Source organism: Pseudomonas sp. IPO3778 (assembly GCF_013386825.1).
GTDB lineage: Bacteria > Pseudomonadota > Gammaproteobacteria > Pseudomonadales > Pseudomonadaceae > Aquipseudomonas.
Genome location: NZ_JACARC010000061.1, coordinates 1 through 23008 on the forward strand (window position 1 = coordinate 1; position 23008 = coordinate 23008).

Below are 23008 nucleotides of genomic sequence, written 5' to 3' on the forward strand. Positions count from 1 at the left end.
TAAGAGCGGAACCCTAAGCGGCCATCACCCAAAAAACGGATATACACGCAAATCACCTTCCACGAGAAAGCACAAAGGGGACCCGAAGGTCCCCTTTAATTTGTCGTTGCGTGCTCTTTTTTTATTATTGAGGGGCGGTCTATTGTTGTTTTTGGCAACCGTGGCCCTTTACCGCTGTTTTTAGCGACCCCTATCCAGGGTCAAGAGCAAACGTATTTTTTTGAGCGCTGATCTGCTTCTTCGCAAGCGATCCAACCAGTGGGTAGCTACCTTGAGGTAGTTTTTTATTCTTCTCTATCCGGTTGCGGGTTTCGGCTAGCCGTACCCTGCGAAGCACATCTTCTCCAAAAAAATCTGTTAGCTGCGTCTCTGCCGTGTTGTTTTTGTTATGTCAGAGTCGTTACGTCTTATTTTTATTAGGTTTGGCGCTTTTTATTCTTGTTATGCAATAGAGATAGCAGAAGCCGTGCCAACTTTATAAAGTCGTTTAAATTCAATAACTTAATTTTTGAGTAGGAAATTTCTTTCAGTAAATGCGACAAGATATGTTCCCGTGTTACCCGATGTGTAGCCGCGAGGTAACACATCGTCACGGCCGCGGTACTCAACTGGCGCTACGAGCTTTCGCCACCCGCGATCCGGTGGGACGACCCAGCACCGTACAGATCTGTTGGCCCGCCAGAACCAGCTTGTCCATGTCGATACCCGTCTCGATACCCAGGCCATTGAGCAGGTACACCACATCTTCAGTGGCGACGTTACCGCTGGCGCCCTTGGCATAGGGGCAGCCGCCGAGGCCCGCGATAGAGCTGTCAAACACCTGGATGCCTTCCAGAAGGCTGGCGTAAATATTGGCGATGGCCTGGCCATAGGTGTCGTGAAAATGCCCGGCCAGCTTGTCCCGTGGCACCTGCGCGCCGACCACCTCGAACATCCGCCGGGTGGCGCCCGCCGTACCGGTGCCGATGGTGTCGCCCAGGGACACTTCATAGCAGCCCATGGCAAACAGCTCCCGGGCTACCGCCGCCACTTGTTCCGGCGCGACCTGGCCTTCGTACGGGCACCCCAGCACGCACGACACATAACCCCGCACGCTCACGCCATGCTGCCTGGCCGCGTCCATGATCGGCGCGAAGCGCTCCAGGCTTTGGCTGATGGAACAATTGATATTGCGCTGGGAAAACGCCTCGGACGCCGCCGCAAACACCGCGACTTCCTTCACGCCCGCCGCCAGGGCATCTTCAAAGCCCCGCAGGTTTGGCGCCAACGCGCCGTAGGTCACGCCGGCCTTGCGCTGGATCTGCGCAAATACTTCGGCAGACCCGGCCATTTGCGGCACCCATTTGGGCGAGACGAAACTGCCGACTTCGATATAGCCCAGGCCGGCTGCGGTCAGGGCGTCCACCAGTTGCACCTTGTCGGCGACGCTGATGGGTTGCGCTTCATTTTGCAGGCCGTCGCGGGGGCCGACTTCCGCCAGGCGCACATGAGAGGGGAGGGACATGGCAGCTACCTTTTATGAATGGCCAACCTGGCTCTGAAGGGTCTGTTCCAGCGCCTGGGTGCAACGCTCTTCGGCGGTGTCGAGTTCCAGCTTCATCTGTTCGATGTCCAGCAACTGTTGCTCCAACTGCTCGCGGCGCTCGGTGATTTTCGCCAGCATGCTGTGCAGCTGTTTCTGATTGCCGCTGGTGGGGTCGTAGAGTTCGATCAGTTCCCGACATTCGGCCAGGGAAAAACCAATGCGCTTGCCCCGCAGGATCAGCTTCAGGCTGACCTTGTCCCGGGGCGAATAAATGCGCTCCTGGCCCCGGCGTTCCGGGGACAGCAGGCCTTGTTCTTCATAGAAGCGAATGGCGCGGGTGGTGATGTCGAGCTCGCGGGCGAGGTCGGAGATGCTGTAGGTCGTGCTCATGGGGGCGCTCAAGGAGTGTCTTGAGGGTTAAGCTAATGGGTGGTTGACGTTAACGTCAAGCGCATTACCCACTGTAGGCGCGAGCTTGCTCGCGAAAAACGCTAACGGTAACGCGCACTGTCTGGTTTAACGCGGCGTTCTCAGGTTTTTCGCGAGCAAGCTCGCTCCTACAGTTTGTCCAGCTTCTTCTCGTGGGCCGTTACTTGCTGGCACAACTCGATCATCTGCTCGCGCATCCAGCGGTTGGCCGGGTCCTGGTCGGTGCTTTCGTGCCAGTACAAGTGGGTTTCCACCATGGGCACATCATTCACTGGCAGGTTGAACCACTGTAATTCGTGGCGCCGGGCAAAGCGCTCCGGCACGGTCATTACCATGTCGGTCTGCTGCAACACTTGCGAAGCCATCAAGTAATGCTGGGAGCGCAGGGCGATCTTGCGTTGCAGGCCCATCTTGCCCAGTGCCAGGTCGACGTGGCCCAGGCCATTGCGCCGGCTGGAGATATGGATGTGGGTCAGTGCCAGATAGTCATCCAGGGTGAGCTTTTCCTTGCCCGCCATCGGATGGCCCTTGCGCATGGCGCACACGTAGCGGTCTTCCATCAGCTTGACGTGGCGCACTTGCGGGTCGGTGTTGAGCGGCGCGTCCACCGCAAAATCGAGGCGGCCAGCCGCCAGTTCCTTGGTGGTCTCCCGGCGCTTGGACAGGAAACTCTCGATCACCACCGTTGGCGCCAGGCGGCGCAGGCGCTGGAACAGAGGCGGCAGAATCACCGCTTCGGTGAGGTCGGTCATGCTGATGCGGTAGGTCTTGGCCGCCTGTTGCGGGTTGAAAATCCGGCTTTCCTGCACCGACACCCGCAGCAACGACAACGCATTACGCACCGGGCCGATGATGTTCTGGGCCATGGGCGTGGGCACCATGCCTTGGGCAGTACGCACGAACAGCGGGTCGTTGAAGGTCTCTCGCAGGCGGGCCAGAGCGTTCGACACCGCTGGCTGGGTGATCCCCACAATCTGCCCGGCGCGGGTCAGGTTGGCTTCGGTGTAGATCGCGTCAAAGACGATGAAAAGGTTGAGGTCGACCTTGCTCAGATTCATTTCGCTGCGCTCTTATTGTTAGGTGTCCATACGCCGATCATATATCGGTGATGAATGTTAATACACGCCGAGAATAGGCTAGGTAAATTATCAGCGCTGTTCTAGCATCGATTCATGACCTCAACAACCTCCATTGAGAAGGTGCTGCCCATGGATTTCGCCTATTCGCCCAAGGTTCAGGAACTGCGTGAGCGCGTTACTGCGTTCATGGATGCTTACGTTTATCCGGCCGAGTCTGTGTTCGAACGCCAGGTTGCCGAAGGTGACCGTTGGCAGCCCACCGCCATCATGGAAGAGTTGAAAGCCAAGGCTAAAGCCGAAGGCCTGTGGAACCTGTTCCTGCCGGAATCCGAACTGGGCGCTGGCCTGACCAACCTTGAATATGCCCCCCTGGCAGAAATCATGGGCCGTTCGTTGCTGGGCCCGGAGCCGTTCAACTGCTCGGCACCCGACACCGGCAACATGGAAGTGCTGGTGCGCTACGCCAACGAAGAACAAAAACAACGCTGGCTCGAACCGCTGCTGCGCGGCAAGATCCGCTCGGCCTTCGCCATGACCGAGCCGGACGTGGCCTCTTCCGACGCCACCAACATGGCGGCCCGTGCGGTACGTGACGGCGACGAGTGGGTGATCAACGGCAAAAAATGGTGGACCTCCGGGGCCTGCGACCCGCGCTGCAAGATCCTGATCTTCATGGGCCTGAGCAACCCGGATGCGCCGCGCCACCAGCAACACTCGATGATCCTGGTACCGGTGGATGCGCCCGGTGTGAAGATCGTGCGCCCGCTGCCAGTGTTCGGCTACGACGACGCCCCCCATGGCCATGCCGAAGTGCTGTTTGAAAACGTCCGGGTGCCGTACGAAAACGTTCTGCTGGGCGAAGGCCGGGGCTTTGAAATTGCCCAGGGTCGCCTTGGCCCGGGCCGCATTCACCACTGCATGCGTTCCGTCGGCATGGCCGAGCGTGCGCTGGAATTGATGTGCAAGCGTTCCGTCAGCCGTACCGCCTTTGGCAAACCGCTGGCACGCCTGGGTGGCAACATCGACAAGATTGCCGACTCGCGGATGGAAATCGACATGGCGCGCCTGCTGACGTTGAAAGCCGCCTACATGATGGACACCGTGGGCAACAAGGTGGCGAAAAGCGAAATCGCCCAGATCAAGGTGGTGGCGCCGAACGTGGCGCTGAGGGTCATCGACCGGGCCATCCAGATCCACGGCGGCGCTGGCGTCTCCAACGACTTCCCGCTGGCCTACATGTACGCCATGCAGCGCACCCTGCGCCTGGCCGACGGCCCGGACGAAGTGCACCGCGCGGCGATCGGCAAGTTTGAGATCGGTAAATATGTGCCGCCGGAGATGATGCGCAGCGGGCAGTAAGCTAAAGCTCGCCGCTTTTTTTGCGGTGAAGGCGCTTTTGTGGCGAGGGGGCTTGTCCCCCGTTGGGCTGCGCAGCGGCCCCCAAACCTGTCACCGCGTTCTGCCTGAAAGAATACGGCGGGCTTATTGGGGCTGCTGCGCAGCCCAACGGGGGACAAGCCCCCTCGCCACAGAAGCCTGATCGTTCCCACGCTGCGTGGGAATGCCGTGCTGGACGCTCCGCGTCCTCAGTAAACCCAAACCTCCACCCGCCGATTCTTGATCCGGCCCTCATCCGCCGTGTTCGCCGCCACCGGCATCTCGGCGCCAAAGCCGCGAATATCCCTCAGCACCACGCCACTTTTAACCAACTCCCGCCGCACCGCCATCGCCCGCAGTTTCGACAACAGCGCTGCCCGCTGCGCATCATTCTTGGCATCCCCAAACCCCACCAGCGTCACCTGCTTGTCCAGCTTGCCGTGGCTCTTGATATAAGCCACCACCCGCATCAGGTCCTGGCGCGCTTTGTTGTCGAGGCTGGCGCTGCCTTCCTCAAACCGGAAATTCACCGTCAACCGCTGTGCCTGGCGAGCAATCGTCTGGTAGTCCTCGGGCATTGGCGTCCGCGGTTCCACCGCCATCGCTTGCACCTGTTGCGCGATAAACCCGTTGGCGGCAACGATCGCCTGGCCCTTGCTGCTTTGCGCAAAGTCCACCAGCGCCTTGGCCCACGGATTCTGCGTCACCGGCGGCAAATAGAAGAACAACCGGCGTGACAGCGGGTAATCCTCGGTAGCAATCAGGCTGTTCAGAGGCAGCATGGGTTGCGAGTCGCCATCGACGATGGCCACCGCCTTGGCCTGGCGCACGTAGGGCAAGCCGATAAAACCGATGCCCTGGGGGTCGTGGCTGACGGCGTCCGATAACTGCTCGCTGGACTCAAACCGCTTGGCGCTGCCCTCCAGGGACTTGCCGCGACGGCTGAGCACCAGCTCCTTGAACGTATCGTAGGTGCCGGACTGATCATCCCGCGCGTAGAGATGAATCTTGCCGCCGATCCCGCCAAGCTGCTCCCAGGTCGAGACCTCACCGCTGAAAATCTGCGCCAGTTGCTCGGTGTTCAACCTGTCCAGCGGGTTGCGCGGGTTAAGGATGATCGCCAGGCCATCGATGGCAATCACCTGTTCGGCGTCGGGGCTTTTCAGGTCGCCGAGGGATTCCAGGTCCACCAGTTCACTGTCCTTGATCGGTCGGGAAGATGCCGCGAGGTCGGCGCTGGCGTTTTTCAGCGCCGTGAACCCGGTGCTGGAGCCATGGGCAGCGACGTCGATTGTGACCCGTTGGCCCTGGCGGGTCTTGCCGATGAGGTGCTGTTCGTTGGCCTGGTCGGACGGTTCGCTGTGCACGCCTTGCAAGCCCTGTTGCTCCATCAGTCCCTTGACCAGCGCCGGCCCAAGCGCTGCGCCGATGGTATTGGAACCCTGGATGCGCAGGGCCGGGCCGTGTTCGGGAAAGGGCAGCGGGGTGGAAAAAGCGGCGAGGGGGAATGCGCTGAGCAGGGCCAGCAGGGATAGAACGCGCAGCATCATGCCGGCACCTTCTCAAGCCAAAGGGAGTGCCGCGAGATTAAGTCAGAGAGGTTTCATAGATATGACAGAAAAGTCGCAATCAAATGTGGGAGCTGGCTTGCCTGCGATAGCGGTGGGTCAGTGACCTATTCATCGACTGACACACCGCCATCGCGGGCAAGCCCGGCTCCCACATAAATCAGCTCAATTCCAGCCAGATCGGCGCATGATCGGAGGGTTTTTCCATGCCGCGCAGGTCGTAGTCCACGCCGGCATCCTTCACCCGGGGCAACAAACCTTGGGAAGCCATGATCACGTCGATCCGCAGCCCGCGCTTGGGCTCGTCTTCAAAGCCGCGGCTGCGGTAGTCGAACCAGCTGAAGCGGTCTGCCACGTCCGGGTTGAGGTGGCGGAAGCTGTCCACCAGGCCCCAGTTCTTCAGGCGCGCCATCCACTCGCGCTCTTCCGGCAGGAAGCTGCACTTGCCGGTCTTCAGCCAGCGCTTGGCGTTGTCGGCACCGATGCCGATGTCGCAGTCTTCCGGGGAAATGTTCACATCGCCCATCACCACCACGGCCTGGTCATTGCTGAACTGCGACTCCAGCAAGGTTTGCAGGTCTTCGTAGAAGCGCTGCTTGGCCGGGAACTTGGTGGGGTGGTCGCGGCTTTCACCCTGTGGGAAATAGCCGTTCATGATCGTAATCGGGTTGCCGTTGGCATCGGCGAAAGTGCCCCAGATAAACCGGCGCTGGGCGTCTTCTTCGTCGCTGGCAAAGCCTTTGTGCAGCGCCAGCGGTGCCTGGCGCGAGAGCAGGGCGACACCGTAGTGGCCTTTTTGCCCGTGGTAATACACGTGGTAGCCCAGTGCCTGCACTTCGGCCAGGGGGAACTGGTCATCGTGGACCTTGGTTTCCTGCAGGCCGATGACATCCGGCTGGTGTTTCTCGATCAGTGCCGCCAGCTGATGAGGGCGGGCGCGCAGCCCGTTGATATTGAAAGACACGATTTTCATGGTCGGCAGTCCAGTCTGGCAAAAGGGCGATGCTAGCCGACAAGTCGGACGGGGGCCAGCGTGGCGGTAGGACTTGGGCACTGCTAAGGTCTGAAAGCAGGGAACGAGTCGAGGTCTGCAGGCTCGTACTAACAAGAGCGCAACCTTTTGAGTCAGCGCCCAGGGGAGATCCACTGTTATGCCTGACACCTCGACTGCCATTGCCCAGATTCACATGCTCGACAGCGGCTATTCCCGCGAAGCCCGGTCCCTGTTGTACCAGGCTTATCGCCATGAGCCGACGTTCGCCTACATCTTCGAAGCCGAACGTCCGGGCTACGAACAGCGGGTGCGCGCCACCGTGCGTGAACTGGTGAAACAACACTTTTTCCAGAATCTGCCGGCCATTGGTCTGCTGGTCAACGACCGGCTGATCGGCATCGCGCTGATCGCGCCGCCGACGCGGCGCCTGGGCATCACCGAAAGCTGGGCCTGGCAATTGCGCATGTGGTTGAGCACCGGCGTGCGTGGCACCCGGCGCTACCTGGAATACCATCAGGCCGTGCTGGCGTGCCTGCCCTCGGACTCGGTGCATGTGCTGCCGCTGCTGGGGATTCACCCGCAATTCCAGGGCAAACACTACGGCGAGCAGTTGCTGGAAGCGGTGCACAACTGGTGTGCCGAAGACCCGCATTCCGCCGGCGTGGTGCTGGACACGGGGAATTCTCGCTATCTGGAGTTCTATAAACGCCAGGGTTATGAAGAGATCGGCGAGGTGGCCGTAGGACCTGTCCTGGAGCACGTGTTCTTTCACGCCAATCCCCAGGTGTTACAGGCTGCAACGCTTTAAGACAGAATTATTCAGACAATTCCGGGTTCTAAGTCGCTCCCAAGCTCGTGTAGCATCCCGGCCTATGAAGTTTCCAGGAAGATTTACCAGCGGCTTGATCCTGCTGTTCACGAGCTGCGGCGCCTTGGCGCAAAGCGAATTGGATGTGCGCATCAAACCTTCAAACGACGCGTTGAAAGCCAACATCGAAGGCTATATCGGCGGGGTCGGCGATCGTGACGAAGAAGCCTTGCAGCGGTTCAGCCGTGGCGCCGAGGAGCAGGCCCGCAAGGCCGCCCAGGCGCTGGGCTTCTATCAACCGCAGATTGCCAGCGATGTGAAGGGCGGCAAGAACCCGCGCCTGATCCTTACCATCGACCCCGGCGAACCGGTGCATTTGCGTAATGTGACCATTCGGGTCGATGGCCAGGCCGCCGACCTCAAAGGCTTTCGCGTGCCCAGCAGCGACCAGCTCAAACCCGGTGCCGTGCTCAATCACGGCAACTATGAAGATGCCAAGCGCGTCATCCAGAACCAGGCGTCACGCTACGGCTTTTTCAGCGGGCGCTTTACCCGCCAGAAACTCTCGGTGGACCCCCAGGCGGGCGTGGCCGATATCGAACTCATTTATGACAGCGGCCCACGCTACACCCTGGGCAAGGTGAGCTTTACCGGCGACACGCCGTTTGATGAAGACCTGCTGCAACGCATGGTGCCGTTCAAGAGCGGCGCGCCCTACGACTCCGAACTGATCGCCGAACTCAACCAGAACCTGCAGGGCAGCGGCTTTTTTGAGGGCGTGCGCGTGGACGCCGCCCCGGCGGCGTCGACTAACGATGTGATCCCGGTGGCTGTGCAACTGGAAACCCGCAAGCCCCGCACCATGGGCCTGGGCCTGGGTTACTCGACCGACGTCGGTCCCCGCGGCAAGGCCAACTGGACGCGGCATTGGGTCAACCCTCAGGGCCACAGCTATGGCTGGGAAGCCGAACTGTCGGCACCCCGGCAGAACGTCGGGCTGTGGTACGACATTCCCCTGGACCCGCCGCTGACCGACAAACTGCGTTTTGCCGGCGGCTACCAGAATGAAGAAATCGCCAACACCGACACCCTGAGCAAGTTGCTCACCCTCGGCCCCGAGTGGCACAGCAAGTTGCCCAGCGGCTGGACCCGGGTGATTTCGCTCAAGTATCAGCGCGAAGAATATCGCCTGGGCAATGACTCCGGTCTCAGTAACCTGGTGATGCCGGGCATCACCTATTCCTACCTGCGCAGCGACAATCGCATCGACCCGCACAATGGCTATCGCCTGCTGTTCGACGCCAAGGTCGCCAAGGAAGGGCTGGGTTCCGACACCAACCTGCTTTACGGCACGGCGACCATCAAGGGCCTGACCACGTTGTGGGACAACCACCGCTTCCTGGCCCGGGCGCAATTTGGCGGCAGTGCCACCAACGGCTACAAGTCCGTACCGCCGTCGTTGCGCTTTTTTGCCGGTGGCGACCAGAGCGTGCGCGGTTACGAGTACCAGACCCTGTCGCCGGAAAACGACCGTGGCGACCGCATCGGTGGCCGCTACATGGTGGCCCTGAGCGCCGAGTATCAATACTCCATCGCCGAAAAATGGCGGATCGCGACCTTTATCGACCAGGGCAACTCGTTCAACACCCTGGAAATGCCGAGCCTGAAAACCGGTGTGGGTGTGGGCGTGCGCTGGGTTTCTCCGGTCGGCCCGATCCGCCTCGACCTGGCCCATGCCCTCGAAGATCCGGGCGGCATTCGTTTGCACTTTTCCATGGGGCCTGAGCTGTGATGCGTGGTTTGAAAATAGCGGGGCTGGCCGTGCTGGCGGTCCTCGCGGTGACAGTGCTGGCGCTGTGGACGGTGCTGGGTACGCAAGTCGGCAGCCGTTGGGTGCTGGGCCAGGTGCCGGGGTTGACCGTGGAGAATTTCCAGGGGCGCCTGGGCGGCCAGTGGCGTGCCGATCATCTGTTGTGGCAACAAGATGGCAGTCGCGTGGAGCTGCAAGCGCCGAAGTTCGACTGGTCGCCGGCCTGCCTGATGCGCATGACGGTGTGCATCAACCAACTGGATGTGGAGCAGGTGAGCCTGCAATTTCCACCCAGTGCGCAAGCAAGCAGCGGCCCGATCACCCTGCCGGACCTGAAATTGCCGGTTGCCCTTCAGTTGGGTGACATCCGCGTCGGCAGCCTGGTGTTCAACGGCAGCGAAGAACTCCAGGGCCTGCAACTGGCGGCGCACTGGACGGCCGCCGGGATGCAGATCGACTCGGTGCACCTGCAGCGGGACGGCCTGGTACTCGACCTCTCCGGCCTGTTGCAGCCCTCCGGTCACTGGCCATTGACTGCTGCCGGTAACCTGAGCCTGCCTTATGCCCCCGGCGGTGCGCCCTGGACGCTGGCGCTCAAGGTCGATGGCGACTTGCTCAAAACCCTCAAGCTCGACGCCGACAGCAGCGGCTACCTGCCGGCCAAACTCAGCGGCGAGTTGCAACCCCTGGTGGAAAACCTGCCGGCGCAGTTGCACATCACCGCTGACGGTTTCAAACCCGGCGCCGACTTGCCCGATACCCTGCAACTCAATCAGCTGGACCTGACGGCCAAGGGCGACCTGAGCAACGGTTACCAACTGCTGGGCAAAGCCGTACTGCCGGCGGAAAAAGGCCCGGTGGACCTGCTGCTGCAAGGCAGGGTCGACGCCAAGGGTGCGCAGATCGCCGGGCTGGATTTGAACGCAGGCGATAAACAAAGCCTCAAGCTCAGCGCTAACCTGGACTGGCAGCAAGGCTTCAGCGCCGATGCGAAAATCGACTGGCTGGACTTTCCCTGGCATCGCCTCTACCCGGTGATCGACGAACCCCAAGTAGCTTTGCGTACCTTCAATGGCGAAGTCTCCTACAAGGACGGCAACTACCTGGGCAACTTCAAGGCCGACCTCGACGGCCCGGCGGGCAAGTTCAGCCTGGCCAGCCCGTTCAGCGGCGACCTCAAGCAAGTGTTCCTGCCCGAGCTGAAACTCGCCGCCGGCCAAGGCAAGGCTGAAGGCCACCTGAACCTGCAATTTGCCGACGGCATTGCCTGGGACACTGCCCTTGACCTGTCGGCTATCAACCCGGCGTATTGGGTTGCGGAACTGCCCGGCACCCTCGCGGGCCCGCTGCGCAGCAAGGGTGAAATGAAAAACGAGCAACTCAAGCTCAACGCCGACCTCGACCTCAAGGGCCGCCTGCGCGGCCAACCCGCCGTGCTCCAGGCCAAGGCCGAAGGCGCAGGCGAGCAATGGACCCTTGGTACCCTGGACATCCGCCTCGGCGACAACCGCATCTTCGGCAGTGGCAGCCTGCAACAACGGCTGGCCGGGCAAATCGACATCAAGCTGACGCGCCTCGCCCAACTCTGGCCGCAACTGCGCGGGCAGATGAACGGGCGCCTCGACGTCGCCGGCACCCTGAAAGCGCCTCAGGGCAAGCTAAACCTGGTCGGCCAGCAACTGGCGTTTGAAGACAACCGCCTGCAAACCCTGACCCTGGACGCGAACCTGGATAATGCCCAACGCGCCAAAATCCACCTGAAGGGCAGCGGCATCCAGGCCGGTGAAACCCAGGTCGGCACCTTTACCGCCAGCGCCCAGGGCGATATCAAAAGCCAGAACGTCCAGCTCGACCTGGCCGGCCCGCTGCTCAAGCTGGCATTGGCCCTGGACGGCAACCTCGACAAAGGCAACTGGCGTGGGCGTCTGGCCAGCGGCGATATACAAGCCGGTGGCCAGGACTGGAAGCTGCAAGCCCCGGCGAAAATCGAGCGCATGGCCGATGGCAAGCTGACCTTTGCCGCCCACTGCTGGGTATCCGGCCCGGCGAGCCTGTGCGGCGAAGACCAGCGGCTGATGCCCGAGCCCAAGCTGCGTTACCACCTCAAGCAGTTCCCTATCGACAGCCTGGCGGCGTTTTTGCCGAAAGACTTCGCCTGGCAGGGCAAGCTCAGTGCCGACGTGCAACTCGACCTGCCGGCCAGCGGCCCCAAAGGCGTGGTGTCGGTGGATGCCGGCGGCGGCACCTTGCGGGTCAAGGACAAGGACCAGTGGCTGGATTTCCCCTACGACACCCTGAAGCTGGAAACCACCCTCAACCCCAAGCGCATCGACACCCAGCTCAACTTCCGCGGTGGCAAGCTTGGCGAGTTGCTGTTGCAGGCGCAGATCAACCCGCTGCCGAAGAACAAACCGATCACCGGCAATTTCACCCTGACCGGCCTCGACCTCGCCGTGGCCCGGCCGTTTGTACCGATGGTCGAGAAACTCAACGGCAAGCTCAACGGTAACGGGCGAATCGGTGGCAGCTTGCTGGCGCCTCAGGTCAACGGCAGCATCAACCTGATCGGCGGCGAAATCTCCGGCCCGGAACTGCCCACCAGCTTCGAAGGCCTGAATATCCAGGCGTTGATTGCCGGCGAAAGCGTGCAGCTCAATGGCGGCTGGCGCAGTGGCAAGGCCGGGCAGGGCACGATCAAGGGCCAGGTCGACTGGGGCCAGGCCCTGGCGGTGGACATCGCGCTGCAAGGCACGCAACTGCCGGTCACCGTGGAACCGTACGCGGCCCTGGAAGTGGCGCCCGACCTGAAAATCAGCATGAAGAACGACAAGCTGGCGATCTCCGGCAAGGTGCAGATTCCCAAGGGCGAGATCACCGTGCGCGAGCTGCCGCCGTCGACCGTCAAAGTCTCGGATGACACGGTGATCGTCGGCAGCCAGACCGAAGAGGGCAAGCCGCCCATGGCCATGGCGATGGACATTGATGTGGAGGTGGGCAAGGACAAGCTGAGCTTCGCCGGGTTTGGCCTCACCGCCAACCTGCAAGGCCACGTGCACATCGGCGACAACATGGACACCCGTGGCGAACTGTGGCTCAACGACGGCCGCTACCGTGCCTACGGCCAACGCCTTACGGTGCGCCGTGCACGGTTGCTGTTTGCCGGGCCGATTGACCAGCCGTACCTGGATATCGAGGCCGTGCGGATAACCACCGAGCCGTCCCGGACAGTCACCGCCGGTATTCGTCTGAGCGGCAGTGCCGAGCAGCCGACGACGCAAATTTTCTCGGAGCCGGCCATGGCCCAAGAGGATGCGTTGTCGTATCTGGTGTTGGGGCGTTCACGTACCACCACCGGCGAGGACAACAACATGCTCGCTGAAGCAGCGCTAGGCCTTGGGCTAATGGGCAGCGCCGGGGTGACCTCGGACATTGCCAAGAACCTGGGGCTCCAGGACTTCGAACTCGACACCCAGGGCAGCGGCACCAACACCGCCGTGGTGGCCAGCGGCAAGATTTCCGAGAAGCTCAGCCTGCGTTATGGCGTGGGGGTGTTCGAACCGGCCAACACCATTGCCTTGCGCTATTTGCTGAGCAAGAAGGTGTACCTGGAAGTGGCCAGCGGTGTGGCCAGCTCCCTGGATATTTTCTACAAGCGGGACTTTTAGGGGCCCCCGCCTTGTAGGAGCGCGCTTGCTCGCGAAAAACGTCAACGATAACGCGTGCATGCGGTATGCACGCGTTGCCTGTCAGTTCTTCGCGAGCAAGTTCGCTCCTACAGAAGAGCGCCATTTATCCGCTAATTAGCAAGCAACCTAACTATTCGTTTGACATTCGCTGCCTAGGCAGTAACATCGTGACATACATTCACTGCTTAGGCAGTTAATAGGTTGGTCACGATGAAACACTTCACCCCCGAAAACTTCCACAACTGCCACCTCGGCCTGCTGCTGGGTCGCGCTGCGCTGCTCAAAGACAAGATCATCGACACCCATATGGAACCCCACGGCATCACCGCCGCGCAGTTCAAGGTGTTGATCATCATGGCCCAGTACGGCGTCGACACCCCGGCCGAGCTGTGCCGCAACCTGTCCCTGGACAGCGGCTCCATGACCCGCATGCTCGACCGCCTGGAGCAAAAGGACCTGCTGGCGCGCAAGCGTTCCGAGCAGGACCGGCGCCAGGTGCAGTTGGTACTGACCGAGGAAGGCCAGCGCGTGGCCGACAGGCTGCCGGACATCGGTGCCCAGGCCTTGAACCAATTGGCGGGCGCGCTGGAGCCGGGTGAACTGCAAACCCTGGAAAACATTTTGAAGAAAATTCTGATAGCTGCGGGTGATCCCATCACCATTCAGCGGGTAGGTGGTGCATGAACAATCACTCCTTGCGTGCCGGCCTCAGCCTTGTGCTGGTGGCCATGACAATGGCCGGTTGTGCCAATTTCAGCGGCTTGAACACAGAAGGCAAACGCCTCGAAGCCAACACCTTGCAAACCGGCAAATCCCTCAGCGGTGTGACACTGTCGAGCGCTGCCTGGCCCACCGCCGACTGGTGGAAAAACCTGGGCGATCCGCAATTGGATGGCCTGATCCAGGAAGCCCTGCAAAACAGCCCCGACATGCAAGTGGCCAGCGCCCGCGCCCATCAGGCCGAAGCCGCCGCCTATGCTGCCGACGCCGCACGCATGCCGACCCTGGATGCCAGCGCCGGTGTCAGCCGTTCGCGCCTGGCCAAGGACCAGGACCCGTTGGGCCAGGGCGATGCCTACGCCACCGTGCGTAACATCGGTGCCAGCTTCAACTACAACTTTGACCTGTGGGGTGGCCAGCGTGCCGCCTGGGAAGCAGCGCTGGGCCAGGCCCGCGCCGCCGAAGTCGACCAACAGGCTGCGCGCCTGACCCTGGCGGCCAACGTTGCCAAGGCCTACAGCGACCTGGGCCAGGCCCATATCGTGCGCGACCTGGCCAATGATGACCTCAAGCGTACCCGGCAAATGCTCGACCTGGGCCAGCGTCGCCTGAACTCCGGGATCGACAGCCAGTACCAGTACCAGCAAACCGAAAGCCTGGAAGCCAGCTCCCAGTCGCAGCTGATCGATGCGGAAAAACAACTGCAGAGCGCCAAGATCGCCCTCGCCGTGTTGCTCGGCAAAGGCCCGGACCGTGGCAGCGAACTGGTGCGCCCCAACGTGCTCAAGCCGAGCGCCGTTGCTGTACCGTCGGTGTTGCCTGCCGAACTGGTGGGCCGTCGTCCGGACCTGATCGCCGCACGCTGGCGTGTGGAGGCGGCGAGCAAGGACGTTGCGGCCAGCAAGACCCGCTTCTACCCCAACCTCAACCTGAGCGCGAGCGCCGGGGCCGAGTCGTTGCTGGGGGATGCGATGTTTGGTTCGGCCAGCCGCTTCTTCAGCATTGCGCCGACCATTTCGCTGCCGATCTTCGACGGTGGCCGGTTGCGCGCCGACCTCGATGCCCGCGACGCCGACTACGACCTGGCGGTGGCCCAGTACAACAAAACCCTGGTGCAAGCCTTGGGCGACATCGGCAACACCCTCGTGCAGTTGCGCGAGACCGGCCGGCAGATCCAGGCACAGCAACACGCTGCTGACATTGCCCAACAGTCTTACGACACCGGGGTCCAGCGTTACAGCTCAGGTATCGGGAATTACCTGGACGTGCTCAGCATCGAACAGCAATTACTCCAGGCCCAACGTCAGTTGGCCACCCTGAATGCCGAGCAAATCGATCTTTCGATTCAATTGATGCAGGCCCTGGGCGGCGGTTTCCACGCCGATAACGTGGCCTCGACCACCCCAGCCACGCGCACTGAATAATTCAAGGTACTTGTCATGGCCACTGCCGAAACCAGCAACAACGCTCCTGAAACAAACAAGGGTGAACAACCCAACACCAGCAACCCGCGCAAACGCAAAGTCATGCTGTTTGTCCTGGCGCTGATCGTCATCCTCGGTGCCGTGGGCGTGTGGGGGTGGTACGAGTTCTATGGCCGCTTCAGCGAAAGCACCGACGACGCCTACGTCAACGGCAACGTGGTGGAAATCACCCCGCTGGTCACCGGTACCGTGGTGAGCATCGGCGCCGACGATGGCGACCTGGTGCATGAAGGCCAGGTGCTGATCAACTTCGACCCCAACGACGCGGCCGTCGGCCTGCAAAGTGCCCAGGCCAACCTGGCCCGCACCGTGCGCCAGGTGCGGGGCTTGTACAGCAACGTCGATGGCATGAAAGCCCAGGTACTGGCGCAACAAGCCAACGTGCAAAAGGCCCAGGACAACTACAACCGGCGTAAGAACCTCGCCGCCGGCGGGGCGATTTCCCAGGAAGAGCTGTCCCACGCCCGCGATGACCTGACCTCGGCGCAAAACGCTTTGGCCAACGTGCAGCAACAGTTCAAGACCACCAGCGCCCTGGTGGATGACACGGTGATTTCGTCCCACCCGGACGTGCAGGCCGCCGCCGCGCAATTGCGCCAGGCTTACCTGACCAACGCCCGCAGCACCCTCATCGCACCGGTGACCGGCTATGTGGCCAAACGCACCGTGCAACTGGGCCAACGGGTTCAGCCGGGCACCGCGCTGATGGCGGTGATCCCCCTGGATCAGCTGTGGATCGACGCCAACTTCAAGGAAACCCAGCTGCGCAATATGCGCATCGGCCAGCCGGTGGATATTGAATCCGACATCTACGGCAGCGACGTGAAGTTCAGCGGCACCGTGGACAGCCTTGGCGCGGGCACCGGCAGTGCGTTTGCCTTGCTGCCGGCGCAGAACGCCACCGGTAACTGGATCAAGATCGTGCAACGGGTGCCGGTGCGCATTCATGTGAACGCCGAAGAACTGGCCAAGCACCCGCTGCGGGTGGGCTTGTCCACCGTGGTCAACGTCGACCTGCACGACCAGAGCGGCCCGGTACTGGCCCAGCAGGCGCCGCAAAAGGCTTCGTTCACCACCAACGTGTACGACCGCCAATTGGCTGAAGCCGACGCGATGATCACCCAACTGATCCATGACAACAGCGTTGCCGCTCCCAAGGCTGCCCAGCGCTGATTCGCCAATCCATCAGCTACGGCCCCGGCGGCCGTAGCGCCCATCATGTTGCACAGGATTCGCGATGAGTAACGCTAACGCCTCCTTCACGCCGCCCAGCTTGCTGATGGCCACCATCGGCCTGTCCCTGGCGACCTTCATGCAGGTGCTCGACACCACCATCGCCAACGTGGCGTTGCCGACGATTTCCGGCAACCTCGGCGTGAGTTCGGAGCAGGGCACCTGGGTGATCACCTCGTTTGCCGTGAGCAACGCCATTGCGCTGCCGCTGACCGGCTGGCTGAGCCGCCGTTTCGGCGAGGTGAAGCTGTTCCTGTGGGCCACCATCCTGTTTGTGCTGGCCTCGTTTCTTTGCGGTATTTCCACCTCGATGCCCGAGCTGATCGGCTTTCGGGTGCTGCAAGGCCTGGTGGCCGGTCCGTTGTACCCGATGACGCAGACGCTGTTGATCGCGGTCTATCCCCCCGCAAGGCGCGGCATGGCCCTGGCGTTGCTGGCGATGGTCACGGTGGTGGCGCCGATTGCCGGGCCGATCCTCGGCGGCTGGATCACCGACAGCTACAGCTGGCCGTGGATCTTCTTTATCAACGTGCCCATCGGCATCTTTGCGGTGATGGTGGTGCGTTCCCAGTTGAAGAAACGCCCGGTGGTCACCAGCTACCAGCCGATGGACTACGTCGGCCTGCTGAGCCTGATCGTCGGCGTCGGCGCCTTGCAGATCATCCTCGACAAGGGCAACGACCTGGACTGGTTCGAGTCGAACTTCATCATCATCGGCGCGGTGATCTCGGCCATCGCCCTGGCGGTGTTCGTGATCTGGGAAATGACCGACGAGCACCCGGTGGTCAACCTGCGGCTGTTCGCCTACCGCAACTTCCGGATCGGCACGATTGTGTTGGTGCTGGGGTACGCGGGCTTCTTCGGGATCAACCTGATCCTGCCGCAATGGCTGCAAACCCAGATGGGCTACACCGCCACCTGGGCGGGCCTGGCGGTGGCGCCGATCGGGATTCTGCCGGTGTTGATGTCGCCGTTTGTCGGCAAGTACGCGCACAAGTTCGACCTGCGCCTGCTGGCCGGGCTGGCGTTCCTGGCGATCGGTTTGAGTTGCTTCATGCGCGCCGGCTTCACCAATGAAGTGGACTTCCAGCACATCGCCCTGGTGCAGCTGTTCATGGGCATCGGCGTGGCGCTGTTCTTCATGCCGACCTTGAGCATCCTGATGTCCGACCTGCCACCGGCACAAATCGCCGACGGTGCAGGCCTGGCGACGTTCCTGCGGACCCTGGGCGGCAGCTTTGCAGCGTCGTTGACCACCTGGATCTGGATTCGCCGGGCGGACCAGCACCATGCGTACATGAGCGAGAACATGACCACCTACGACTCGGCCACCCGGGATGCCTTGCAGGCGCTGGGCGGGGCAGGGCACAAGGCCTATGCGCAATTGGACCAGATCCTCACCAGCCAGGCATACATGATGTCCACCGTGGATTACTTCACGTTGCTGGGGTGGATGTTCATGGCGTTGATCGTGATTGTGTGGCTGGCGAAACCGCCGTTTGCGGCGAAGGCCGGGCCGGAGGCTTCAGGCCACTGATCGAAAGGCCGCGCTCGGTCAATGTGGGAGCTGGCTTGCCTGCGATGCAGACACCTCGGTACATCAGGTACACCGAGGTGATGCTATCGCAGGCAAGCCAGCTCCCACATTTGATCGGTGTTGTGTCTGCGAGTCAGGCGCCAGGCAGTGCCAACTGTGGGTTGACGAAATCAAAGGCTGCCAACTGAAACCCTTGCTCATCCACCTGCAATGCCCACCCTTGCTTGTCCCAATCCCCCAGCACAATGCGCTTGGCCGCCTGCTCGCCAATCTGCAACTTGTGAATCGCCGGGCGGTGGGTGTGGCCATGCACCAGGGTGCGCACGCCGAACTGCTGCATCACCCTCGGCACTTCCTCAGGCGTCACATCGACAATGTCGTTGGCCTTCATCCGCACCTGGGCGCTGCTTTCACTGCGCAGCTTGCGCGCCAGCTTGTGCCGCGTGCGCAAGGGCAGGTGCCGCAGGATGAACAGGGTGATGGGGTTACGCAGGATGCGCCGCAGCTTCATATAGCCGAGGTCGCGGGTACACAGGCTGTCGCCGTGCATCAACAGCACGGGCTCGCCTGCGAGCTGCACCACACTCGGGTCCTTGAGCAAGGTGGCGCCTGCGGCTTTGCAGAACGCCTTGCCAATCAGGAAGTCCCGGTTGCCATGCATGATGAAAATCTGGGTGCCGCTGTCGCTCAGCTCGCGCAGAGCCAGGCATATCGAACGCTGGAAGGGCGTCATCCCATCGTCGCCAATCCAGGCTTCGAAGAAGTCCCCCAGAATGTACAACGCCTGGGCGGAACGGGCGCGGCCGTTCAGTAAATCCAGAAACGCCCGGGTAATGTCCGGGCGCTCCTCTTCCAGATGCAAATCTGAAATCAGCAATATCACTCAACGATCTCGGCTTTCTCGACGATGACGTCTTCTACCGGTACGTCCTGGTGACCTGCCTTGCCGGTGGTTTGCACACCCTTGATCTTGTCGACAACGTCCTGGCCTTCGGTGACTTTACCGAACACCGCGTAACCCCAACCCTGCACGTTCTTGCCGCTGTGGTTCAGGAAGGCGTTGTCGGCCACGTTGATGAAGAACTGCGCGGAGGCCGAATGCGGCTCCATGGTACGGGCCATGGCGACGGTGTACTTGTCGTTGGAAAGGCCGTTGTCCGCTTCGTTCTGGATGCTTGGACGCTTGTCTTTCTTTTCTTTCATGCCCGGCTCGAAACCGCCGCCCTGGACCATGAAGTTGCCGATGACACGGTGGAAAACAGTGTTTTCGTAGTGGCCGGCTTTAACGTACTCGATGAAGTTGGCGACGGTGATCGGCGCTTTCTCGGCGTTCAGCTCGATGACGATGTCACCGTGGTTGGTGGTCAGTTTGACTTGAGTCATGTTCACTACTCTTTCAAGGAATTCGTGGGTTTGGGCGTTTTGCGCCTTACCTGCTTGGCAAAACGACAGCCAAGGCGCGCAGTTTAGCGTGACCTGCGGGAATTTCGAGGTGGTTTTTTACCAGCGGTGCGTTAAATGCACCTGAACGCTGTCAGCGCCTTGAAAGCATCAGCTATGATAAGCGCTTTGTTTTATCGGCCTAACCTGGCCCAGTACTTCCGTCTGTTCAAGGATCCTATGAGCAAGCCCACTGTCGACCCTACCTCGAATTCCAAGGCCGGACCTGCCGTCCCGGTCAATTTCCTGCGCCCGATCATCCAGGCGGACCTGGATTCGGGCAAGCACACGCAGATCGTCACCCGTTTCCCGCCTGAGCCCAACGGTTACCTGCACATCGGCCACGCCAAGTCGATCTGTGTGAACTTCGGCCTGGCCCAGGAATTCGGTGGCGTCACGCACCTGCGTTTCGACGACACCAACCCGGCCAAGGAAGACCAGGAATACATCGACGCCATTGAAAGCGACATCAAGTGGCTGGGCTTCGAGTGGTCCGGTGAAGTGCGCTATGCCTCCAAGTATTTCGACCAGTTGTTCGACTGGGCGGTGGAATTGATCAAGGCCGGCAAGGCCTACGTCGACGACCTGAGCCCGGAACAGGCCAAGGAATACCGTGGCACCCTGACCGAGCCGGGCAAGAACAGCCCGTTCCGTGACCGTTCGGTGGAAGAGAACCTGGACTGGTTCAACCGCATGCGCGCCGGTGAGTTCCCGGACGGCGCCCGTGTACTGCGGGCCAAGATCGACATGGCCTCGCCGAACATGAACCTGCGCGACCCGATCATGTACCGCATCCGCCACGCCCACCACCACCAGACCGGTGACACGTGGTGTATCTACCCGAACTACGACTTCACCCACGGCCAGTCGGACGCCATCGAAGGCATCACCCACTCCATCTGCACCCTGGAGTTCGAAAGCCACCGTCCGCTGTACGAATGGTTCCTCGACAGCCTGCCGGTACCGGCGCACCCGCGTCAGTACGAATTCAGCCGCCTGAACCTGAACTACACCATCACCAGCAAGCGCAAGCTCAAGCAACTGGTGGATGAGAAGCACGTGTTTGGCTGGGACGACCCGCGCATGTCGACACTGTCGGGTTTCCGCCGTCGCGGCTACACCCCGGCGTCGATCCGCAACTTCTGCGACATGGTCGGCACCAACCGTTCCGACGGCGTGGTGGATTTCGGCATGCTCGAATTCAGCATCCGTCAGGACCTCGACGCGAACGCGCCGCGCGCCATGTGCGTGCTGCGTCCGTTGAAAGTCGTGATCACCAATTATCCGCAAGACCAGGTCGAGAACCTCGAGCTGCCGCGTCATCCGCAGAAAGAAGAACTCGGCGTGCGCAAGCTGCCGTTCGCCCGTGAAATCTACATCGACCGCGATGACTTCATGGAAGAGCCGCCAAAAGGCTACAAGCGCCTGGAGCCGAACGGCGAAGTGCGCCTGCGCGGCAGCTACGTGATCCGTGCCGACGAAGCGATCAAGGACGCCGATGGCAACATCGTCGAACTGCGTTGCTCCTACGACCCGGACACCCTGGGCAAGAACCCGGAAGGTCGCAAGGTCAAAGGCGTGGTGCACTGGGTGCCGGCAGCGGCCAGCATCGAATGCGAAGTGCGCCTGTACGATCGCCTGTTCCGCTCGCCGAACCCCGAGAAGGCCGAAGACAGCGCCAGTTTCCTGGACAACATCAACCCTGACTCCCTGCAAGTACTCACTGGTTGTCGTGCCGAGCCATCGCTTGGCGACGCACAGCCGGAAGACCGTTTCCAGTTCGAGCGCGAAGGTTACTTCTGCGCGGATATCAAGGACTCGAAACCAGGTGCTCCGGTATTCAACCGTACCGTGACCTTGCGTGATTCGTGGGGCCAGTGATCAGTCTTAAGGATTCATCGTGCTAACGATCTACAACACACTCAGCAAGACCAAAGAAGTCTTCAAGCCGCTGGATGGCAACAAGGTGCGCATGTACGTGTGCGGCATGACCGTGTACGACTACTGCCACATCGGCCACGGCCGCAGCATGGTTGCCTTCGACCTGGTGACCCGCTGGTTGCGCTTCAGTGGTTATGACCTGACCTACGTGCGCAACATCACCGACATCGACGACAAGATCATCAATCGCGCCAACGAAAACGGCGAGTCGTTCGACGCGCTGACCGAGCGCATGATTGCTGCGATGCACGAGGACGAGGCCCGCCTCAACATCCTCAAGCCGGACATGGAGCCGCGTGCCACGGACCATATCCCGGGCATGCACGCAATGATCCAGACCCTGATCGACAAGGGTTACGCCTATGCCCCGGGCAATGGCGACGTGTACTACCGCGTCGCCAAGTTCATGGGCTACGGCAAGCTGTCGCGCAAGAAAATCGAAGACCTGCGCATCGGTGCGCGGATCGAAGTCGACGAAGCCAAGCAAGACCCGCTGGACTTCGTGCTGTGGAAAGGCACCAAGCCGGGCGAGCCGAGCTGGGAGTCGCCGTGGGGCGCCGGGCGTCCGGGCTGGCACATCGAATGCTCGGTGATGTCCACCTGCTGCCTGGGCGAGACCTTCGACATTCATGGCGGCGGCAGCGACCTTGAGTTCCCGCACCACGAAAACGAAATCGCCCAAAGCGAAGCGGCCACCGGCAAGACCTACGCCAACGCGTGGATGCACTGCGGCATGATTCGCATCAATGGCGAGAAGATGTCCAAGTCCTTGAACAACTTCTTCACCATTCGCGACGTGCTGGAGAAATACCACCCGGAAGTGGTGCGCTACCTGTTGGTGTCGAGCCACTACCGCAGCGCGATCAACTACTCGGAAGACAACCTCAAGGACGCCAAGGGCGCCCTGGAGCGTTTCTACCACGCGCTGAAAGGCCTGCCAGCCGTGGCACCTGCGGGCGGCGAAGCGTTTGTCGCACGGTTTACCGAAGTGATGAACGACGACTTCGGTACACCGGAAGCCTGCGCCGTGCTGTTTGAAATGGTGCGCGAGATCAACCGCCTGCGCGAGAGCGATCTCGACGCGGCGGCAGGGCTTGCGGCACGTTTGAAAGAGCTGGCGAGCGTGCTGGGCGTGTTGCAGATGGAGGCCGATGACTTCCTGCAAGCGGGCGCTGAAGGGCGTGTGGATGCGGCTGAAGTGGATGCGCTGATCCAGGCACGCTTGACTGCCCGGGCCAACAAGGACTGGGCGGAGTCTGACCGTATCCGTGACCAACTGACCGCGATGGGTGTGGTGTTGGAAGACGGGAAGGGTGGGACGACGTGGCGGTTGGCTGATCAGGCTTGATCGGTGATTGCTGAATGAAAAACGCCCCG

The 23008-nt window shown here is 61.3% G+C and carries 17 protein-coding genes; 10 read left to right on the plus strand and 7 right to left on the minus strand.

Going from position 1 to position 23008, the window contains the following annotated elements:
* Positions 1 to 604: 604 nt before the first annotated feature.
* From HX855_RS27555 to HX855_RS27565, 3 genes are all read right to left on the minus strand, one after another.
* Positions 605 to 1504 (minus strand): hydroxymethylglutaryl-CoA lyase, encoded by a 900-nt coding sequence (locus HX855_RS27555; RefSeq protein WP_177085708.1) that lies wholly within the window; start codon positions 1502 to 1504, stop codon positions 605 to 607.
* A 12-nt stretch (positions 1505 to 1516) separates the two neighbouring features.
* Positions 1517 to 1915, minus strand: a complete 399-nt coding sequence (locus HX855_RS27560) for a MerR family DNA-binding transcriptional regulator (protein WP_177085710.1) — start codon at positions 1913 to 1915, stop codon at positions 1517 to 1519.
* 167 nt (positions 1916 to 2082) lie between these two features.
* Complete coding sequence (locus tag HX855_RS27565; protein ID WP_177085712.1) at positions 2083 to 3012, minus strand: LysR family transcriptional regulator; 930 nt, start codon at positions 3010 to 3012, stop codon at positions 2083 to 2085.
* A 150-nt stretch (positions 3013 to 3162) separates the two neighbouring features.
* On the opposite strand from HX855_RS27565, the gene HX855_RS27570 reads away from it, so the two are divergent.
* Complete coding sequence (locus HX855_RS27570) at positions 3163 to 4392, plus strand: acyl-CoA dehydrogenase (RefSeq protein WP_177085714.1); 1230 nt, start codon at positions 3163 to 3165, stop codon at positions 4390 to 4392.
* A 227-nt stretch (positions 4393 to 4619) separates the two neighbouring features.
* Here the strand turns inward: HX855_RS27570 and HX855_RS27575 are convergent, their stop codons facing one another.
* Both HX855_RS27575 and xthA read right to left on the minus strand, forming a co-directional pair.
* Positions 4620 to 5960, minus strand: coding sequence for a substrate-binding domain-containing protein (locus HX855_RS27575; protein WP_177085716.1), 1341 nt, complete (start codon positions 5958 to 5960; stop codon positions 4620 to 4622).
* Positions 5961 to 6138: 178 nt separating this feature from the next.
* Entirely contained in the window at positions 6139 to 6951 is an 813-nt protein-coding gene (xthA, locus tag HX855_RS27580) for an exodeoxyribonuclease III (RefSeq protein ID WP_177085718.1), read from the minus strand.
* 178 nt (positions 6952 to 7129) lie between these two features.
* Here xthA and HX855_RS27585 point away from each other — a divergent pair, with 178 nt between their 5' ends.
* From HX855_RS27585 to HX855_RS27615, 7 genes are all read left to right on the plus strand, one after another.
* Positions 7130 to 7780 (plus strand): N-acetyltransferase, encoded by a 651-nt coding sequence (locus tag HX855_RS27585; RefSeq protein ID WP_177085720.1) that lies wholly within the window; start codon positions 7130 to 7132, stop codon positions 7778 to 7780.
* Positions 7781 to 7844: 64 nt separating this feature from the next.
* Positions 7845 to 9572, plus strand: coding sequence for an autotransporter assembly complex family protein (locus HX855_RS27590; protein ID WP_177085722.1), 1728 nt, complete (start codon positions 7845 to 7847; stop codon positions 9570 to 9572).
* Positions 9572 to 13255 (plus strand): translocation/assembly module TamB domain-containing protein, encoded by a 3684-nt coding sequence (locus HX855_RS27595; RefSeq protein WP_177085724.1) that lies wholly within the window; start codon positions 9572 to 9574, stop codon positions 13253 to 13255. Before HX855_RS27590 ends, HX855_RS27595 begins: the two co-directional genes overlap by 1 nt.
* Positions 13256 to 13486: 231 nt before the next feature.
* Complete coding sequence (locus HX855_RS27600) at positions 13487 to 13960, plus strand: MarR family winged helix-turn-helix transcriptional regulator (RefSeq protein WP_177085726.1); 474 nt, start codon at positions 13487 to 13489, stop codon at positions 13958 to 13960.
* Positions 13957 to 15420, plus strand: a complete 1464-nt coding sequence (locus HX855_RS27605; protein WP_177085728.1) for an efflux transporter outer membrane subunit — start codon at positions 13957 to 13959, stop codon at positions 15418 to 15420. Before HX855_RS27600 ends, HX855_RS27605 begins: the two co-directional genes overlap by 4 nt.
* A 15-nt stretch (positions 15421 to 15435) precedes the next feature.
* Positions 15436 to 16653: an efflux RND transporter periplasmic adaptor subunit gene (locus tag HX855_RS27610; protein ID WP_177085730.1), complete on the plus strand. Its 1218-nt coding sequence runs from the start codon at positions 15436 to 15438 to the stop codon at positions 16651 to 16653.
* Between the two features lie 64 nt (positions 16654 to 16717).
* Positions 16718 to 18250 carry a DHA2 family efflux MFS transporter permease subunit gene (locus tag HX855_RS27615; protein ID WP_177085732.1) on the plus strand — a complete coding sequence of 511 codons (1533 nt, stop codon included), beginning with the start codon at positions 16718 to 16720 and terminating at the stop codon, positions 18248 to 18250.
* Positions 18251 to 18383: 133 nt separating this feature from the next.
* On the opposite strand, the gene lpxH is transcribed toward HX855_RS27615, so the two are convergent.
* On the minus strand, positions 18384 to 19133 hold the full coding sequence (gene lpxH, locus HX855_RS27620) for a UDP-2,3-diacylglucosamine diphosphatase (protein ID WP_177085734.1): 750 nt from the start codon (positions 19131 to 19133) through the stop codon (positions 18384 to 18386).
* A complete protein-coding gene (locus HX855_RS27625; protein ID WP_010166979.1) occupies positions 19130 to 19633 on the minus strand; it encodes a peptidylprolyl isomerase in 504 nt (167 codons plus the stop codon). Before HX855_RS27625 ends, lpxH begins: the two co-directional genes overlap by 4 nt.
* Before the next feature lie 237 nt (positions 19634 to 19870).
* Between HX855_RS27625 and HX855_RS27630 the strand changes: the two genes are divergently transcribed.
* Entirely contained in the window at positions 19871 to 21571 is a 1701-nt protein-coding gene (locus HX855_RS27630; protein ID WP_177085736.1) for a glutamine--tRNA ligase/YqeY domain fusion protein, read from the plus strand.
* 19 nt (positions 21572 to 21590) lie between these two features.
* Entirely contained in the window at positions 21591 to 22979 is a 1389-nt protein-coding gene (gene cysS, locus HX855_RS27635) for a cysteine--tRNA ligase (protein ID WP_010166983.1), read from the plus strand.
* Positions 22980 to 23008 lie beyond the last annotated feature (29 nt).

Excerpts from the sequence above, each read along its gene's own strand:
- HX855_RS27555 (WP_177085708.1), bottom strand. The coding sequence starts at position 1,504 with ATGTCCCTCCCCTCTCATGTGCGCCTGGCGGAAGTCGGCCCCCGCGAC.
- HX855_RS27560 (WP_177085710.1), bottom strand. The coding sequence starts at position 1,915 with ATGAGCACGACCTACAGCATCTCCGACCTCGCCCGCGAGCTCGACATC.
- HX855_RS27565 (WP_177085712.1), bottom strand. The coding sequence starts at position 3,012 with ATGAATCTGAGCAAGGTCGACCTCAACCTTTTCATCGTCTTTGACGCG.
- HX855_RS27570 (WP_177085714.1), top strand. The coding sequence starts at position 3,163 with ATGGATTTCGCCTATTCGCCCAAGGTTCAGGAACTGCGTGAGCGCGTT.
- HX855_RS27575 (WP_177085716.1), bottom strand. The coding sequence starts at position 5,960 with ATGATGCTGCGCGTTCTATCCCTGCTGGCCCTGCTCAGCGCATTCCCC.
- xthA (WP_177085718.1), bottom strand. The coding sequence starts at position 6,951 with ATGAAAATCGTGTCTTTCAATATCAACGGGCTGCGCGCCCGCCCTCAT.
- HX855_RS27585 (WP_177085720.1), top strand. The coding sequence starts at position 7,130 with ATGCCTGACACCTCGACTGCCATTGCCCAGATTCACATGCTCGACAGC.
- HX855_RS27590 (WP_177085722.1), top strand. The coding sequence starts at position 7,845 with ATGAAGTTTCCAGGAAGATTTACCAGCGGCTTGATCCTGCTGTTCACG.
- HX855_RS27595 (WP_177085724.1), top strand. The coding sequence starts at position 9,572 with ATGCGTGGTTTGAAAATAGCGGGGCTGGCCGTGCTGGCGGTCCTCGCG.
- HX855_RS27600 (WP_177085726.1), top strand. The coding sequence starts at position 13,487 with ATGAAACACTTCACCCCCGAAAACTTCCACAACTGCCACCTCGGCCTG.
- HX855_RS27605 (WP_177085728.1), top strand. The coding sequence starts at position 13,957 with ATGAACAATCACTCCTTGCGTGCCGGCCTCAGCCTTGTGCTGGTGGCC.
- HX855_RS27610 (WP_177085730.1), top strand. The coding sequence starts at position 15,436 with ATGGCCACTGCCGAAACCAGCAACAACGCTCCTGAAACAAACAAGGGT.
- HX855_RS27615 (WP_177085732.1), top strand. The coding sequence starts at position 16,718 with ATGAGTAACGCTAACGCCTCCTTCACGCCGCCCAGCTTGCTGATGGCC.
- HX855_RS27625 (WP_010166979.1), bottom strand. The coding sequence starts at position 19,633 with ATGACTCAAGTCAAACTGACCACCAACCACGGTGACATCGTCATCGAG.
- HX855_RS27630 (WP_177085736.1), top strand. The coding sequence starts at position 19,871 with ATGAGCAAGCCCACTGTCGACCCTACCTCGAATTCCAAGGCCGGACCT.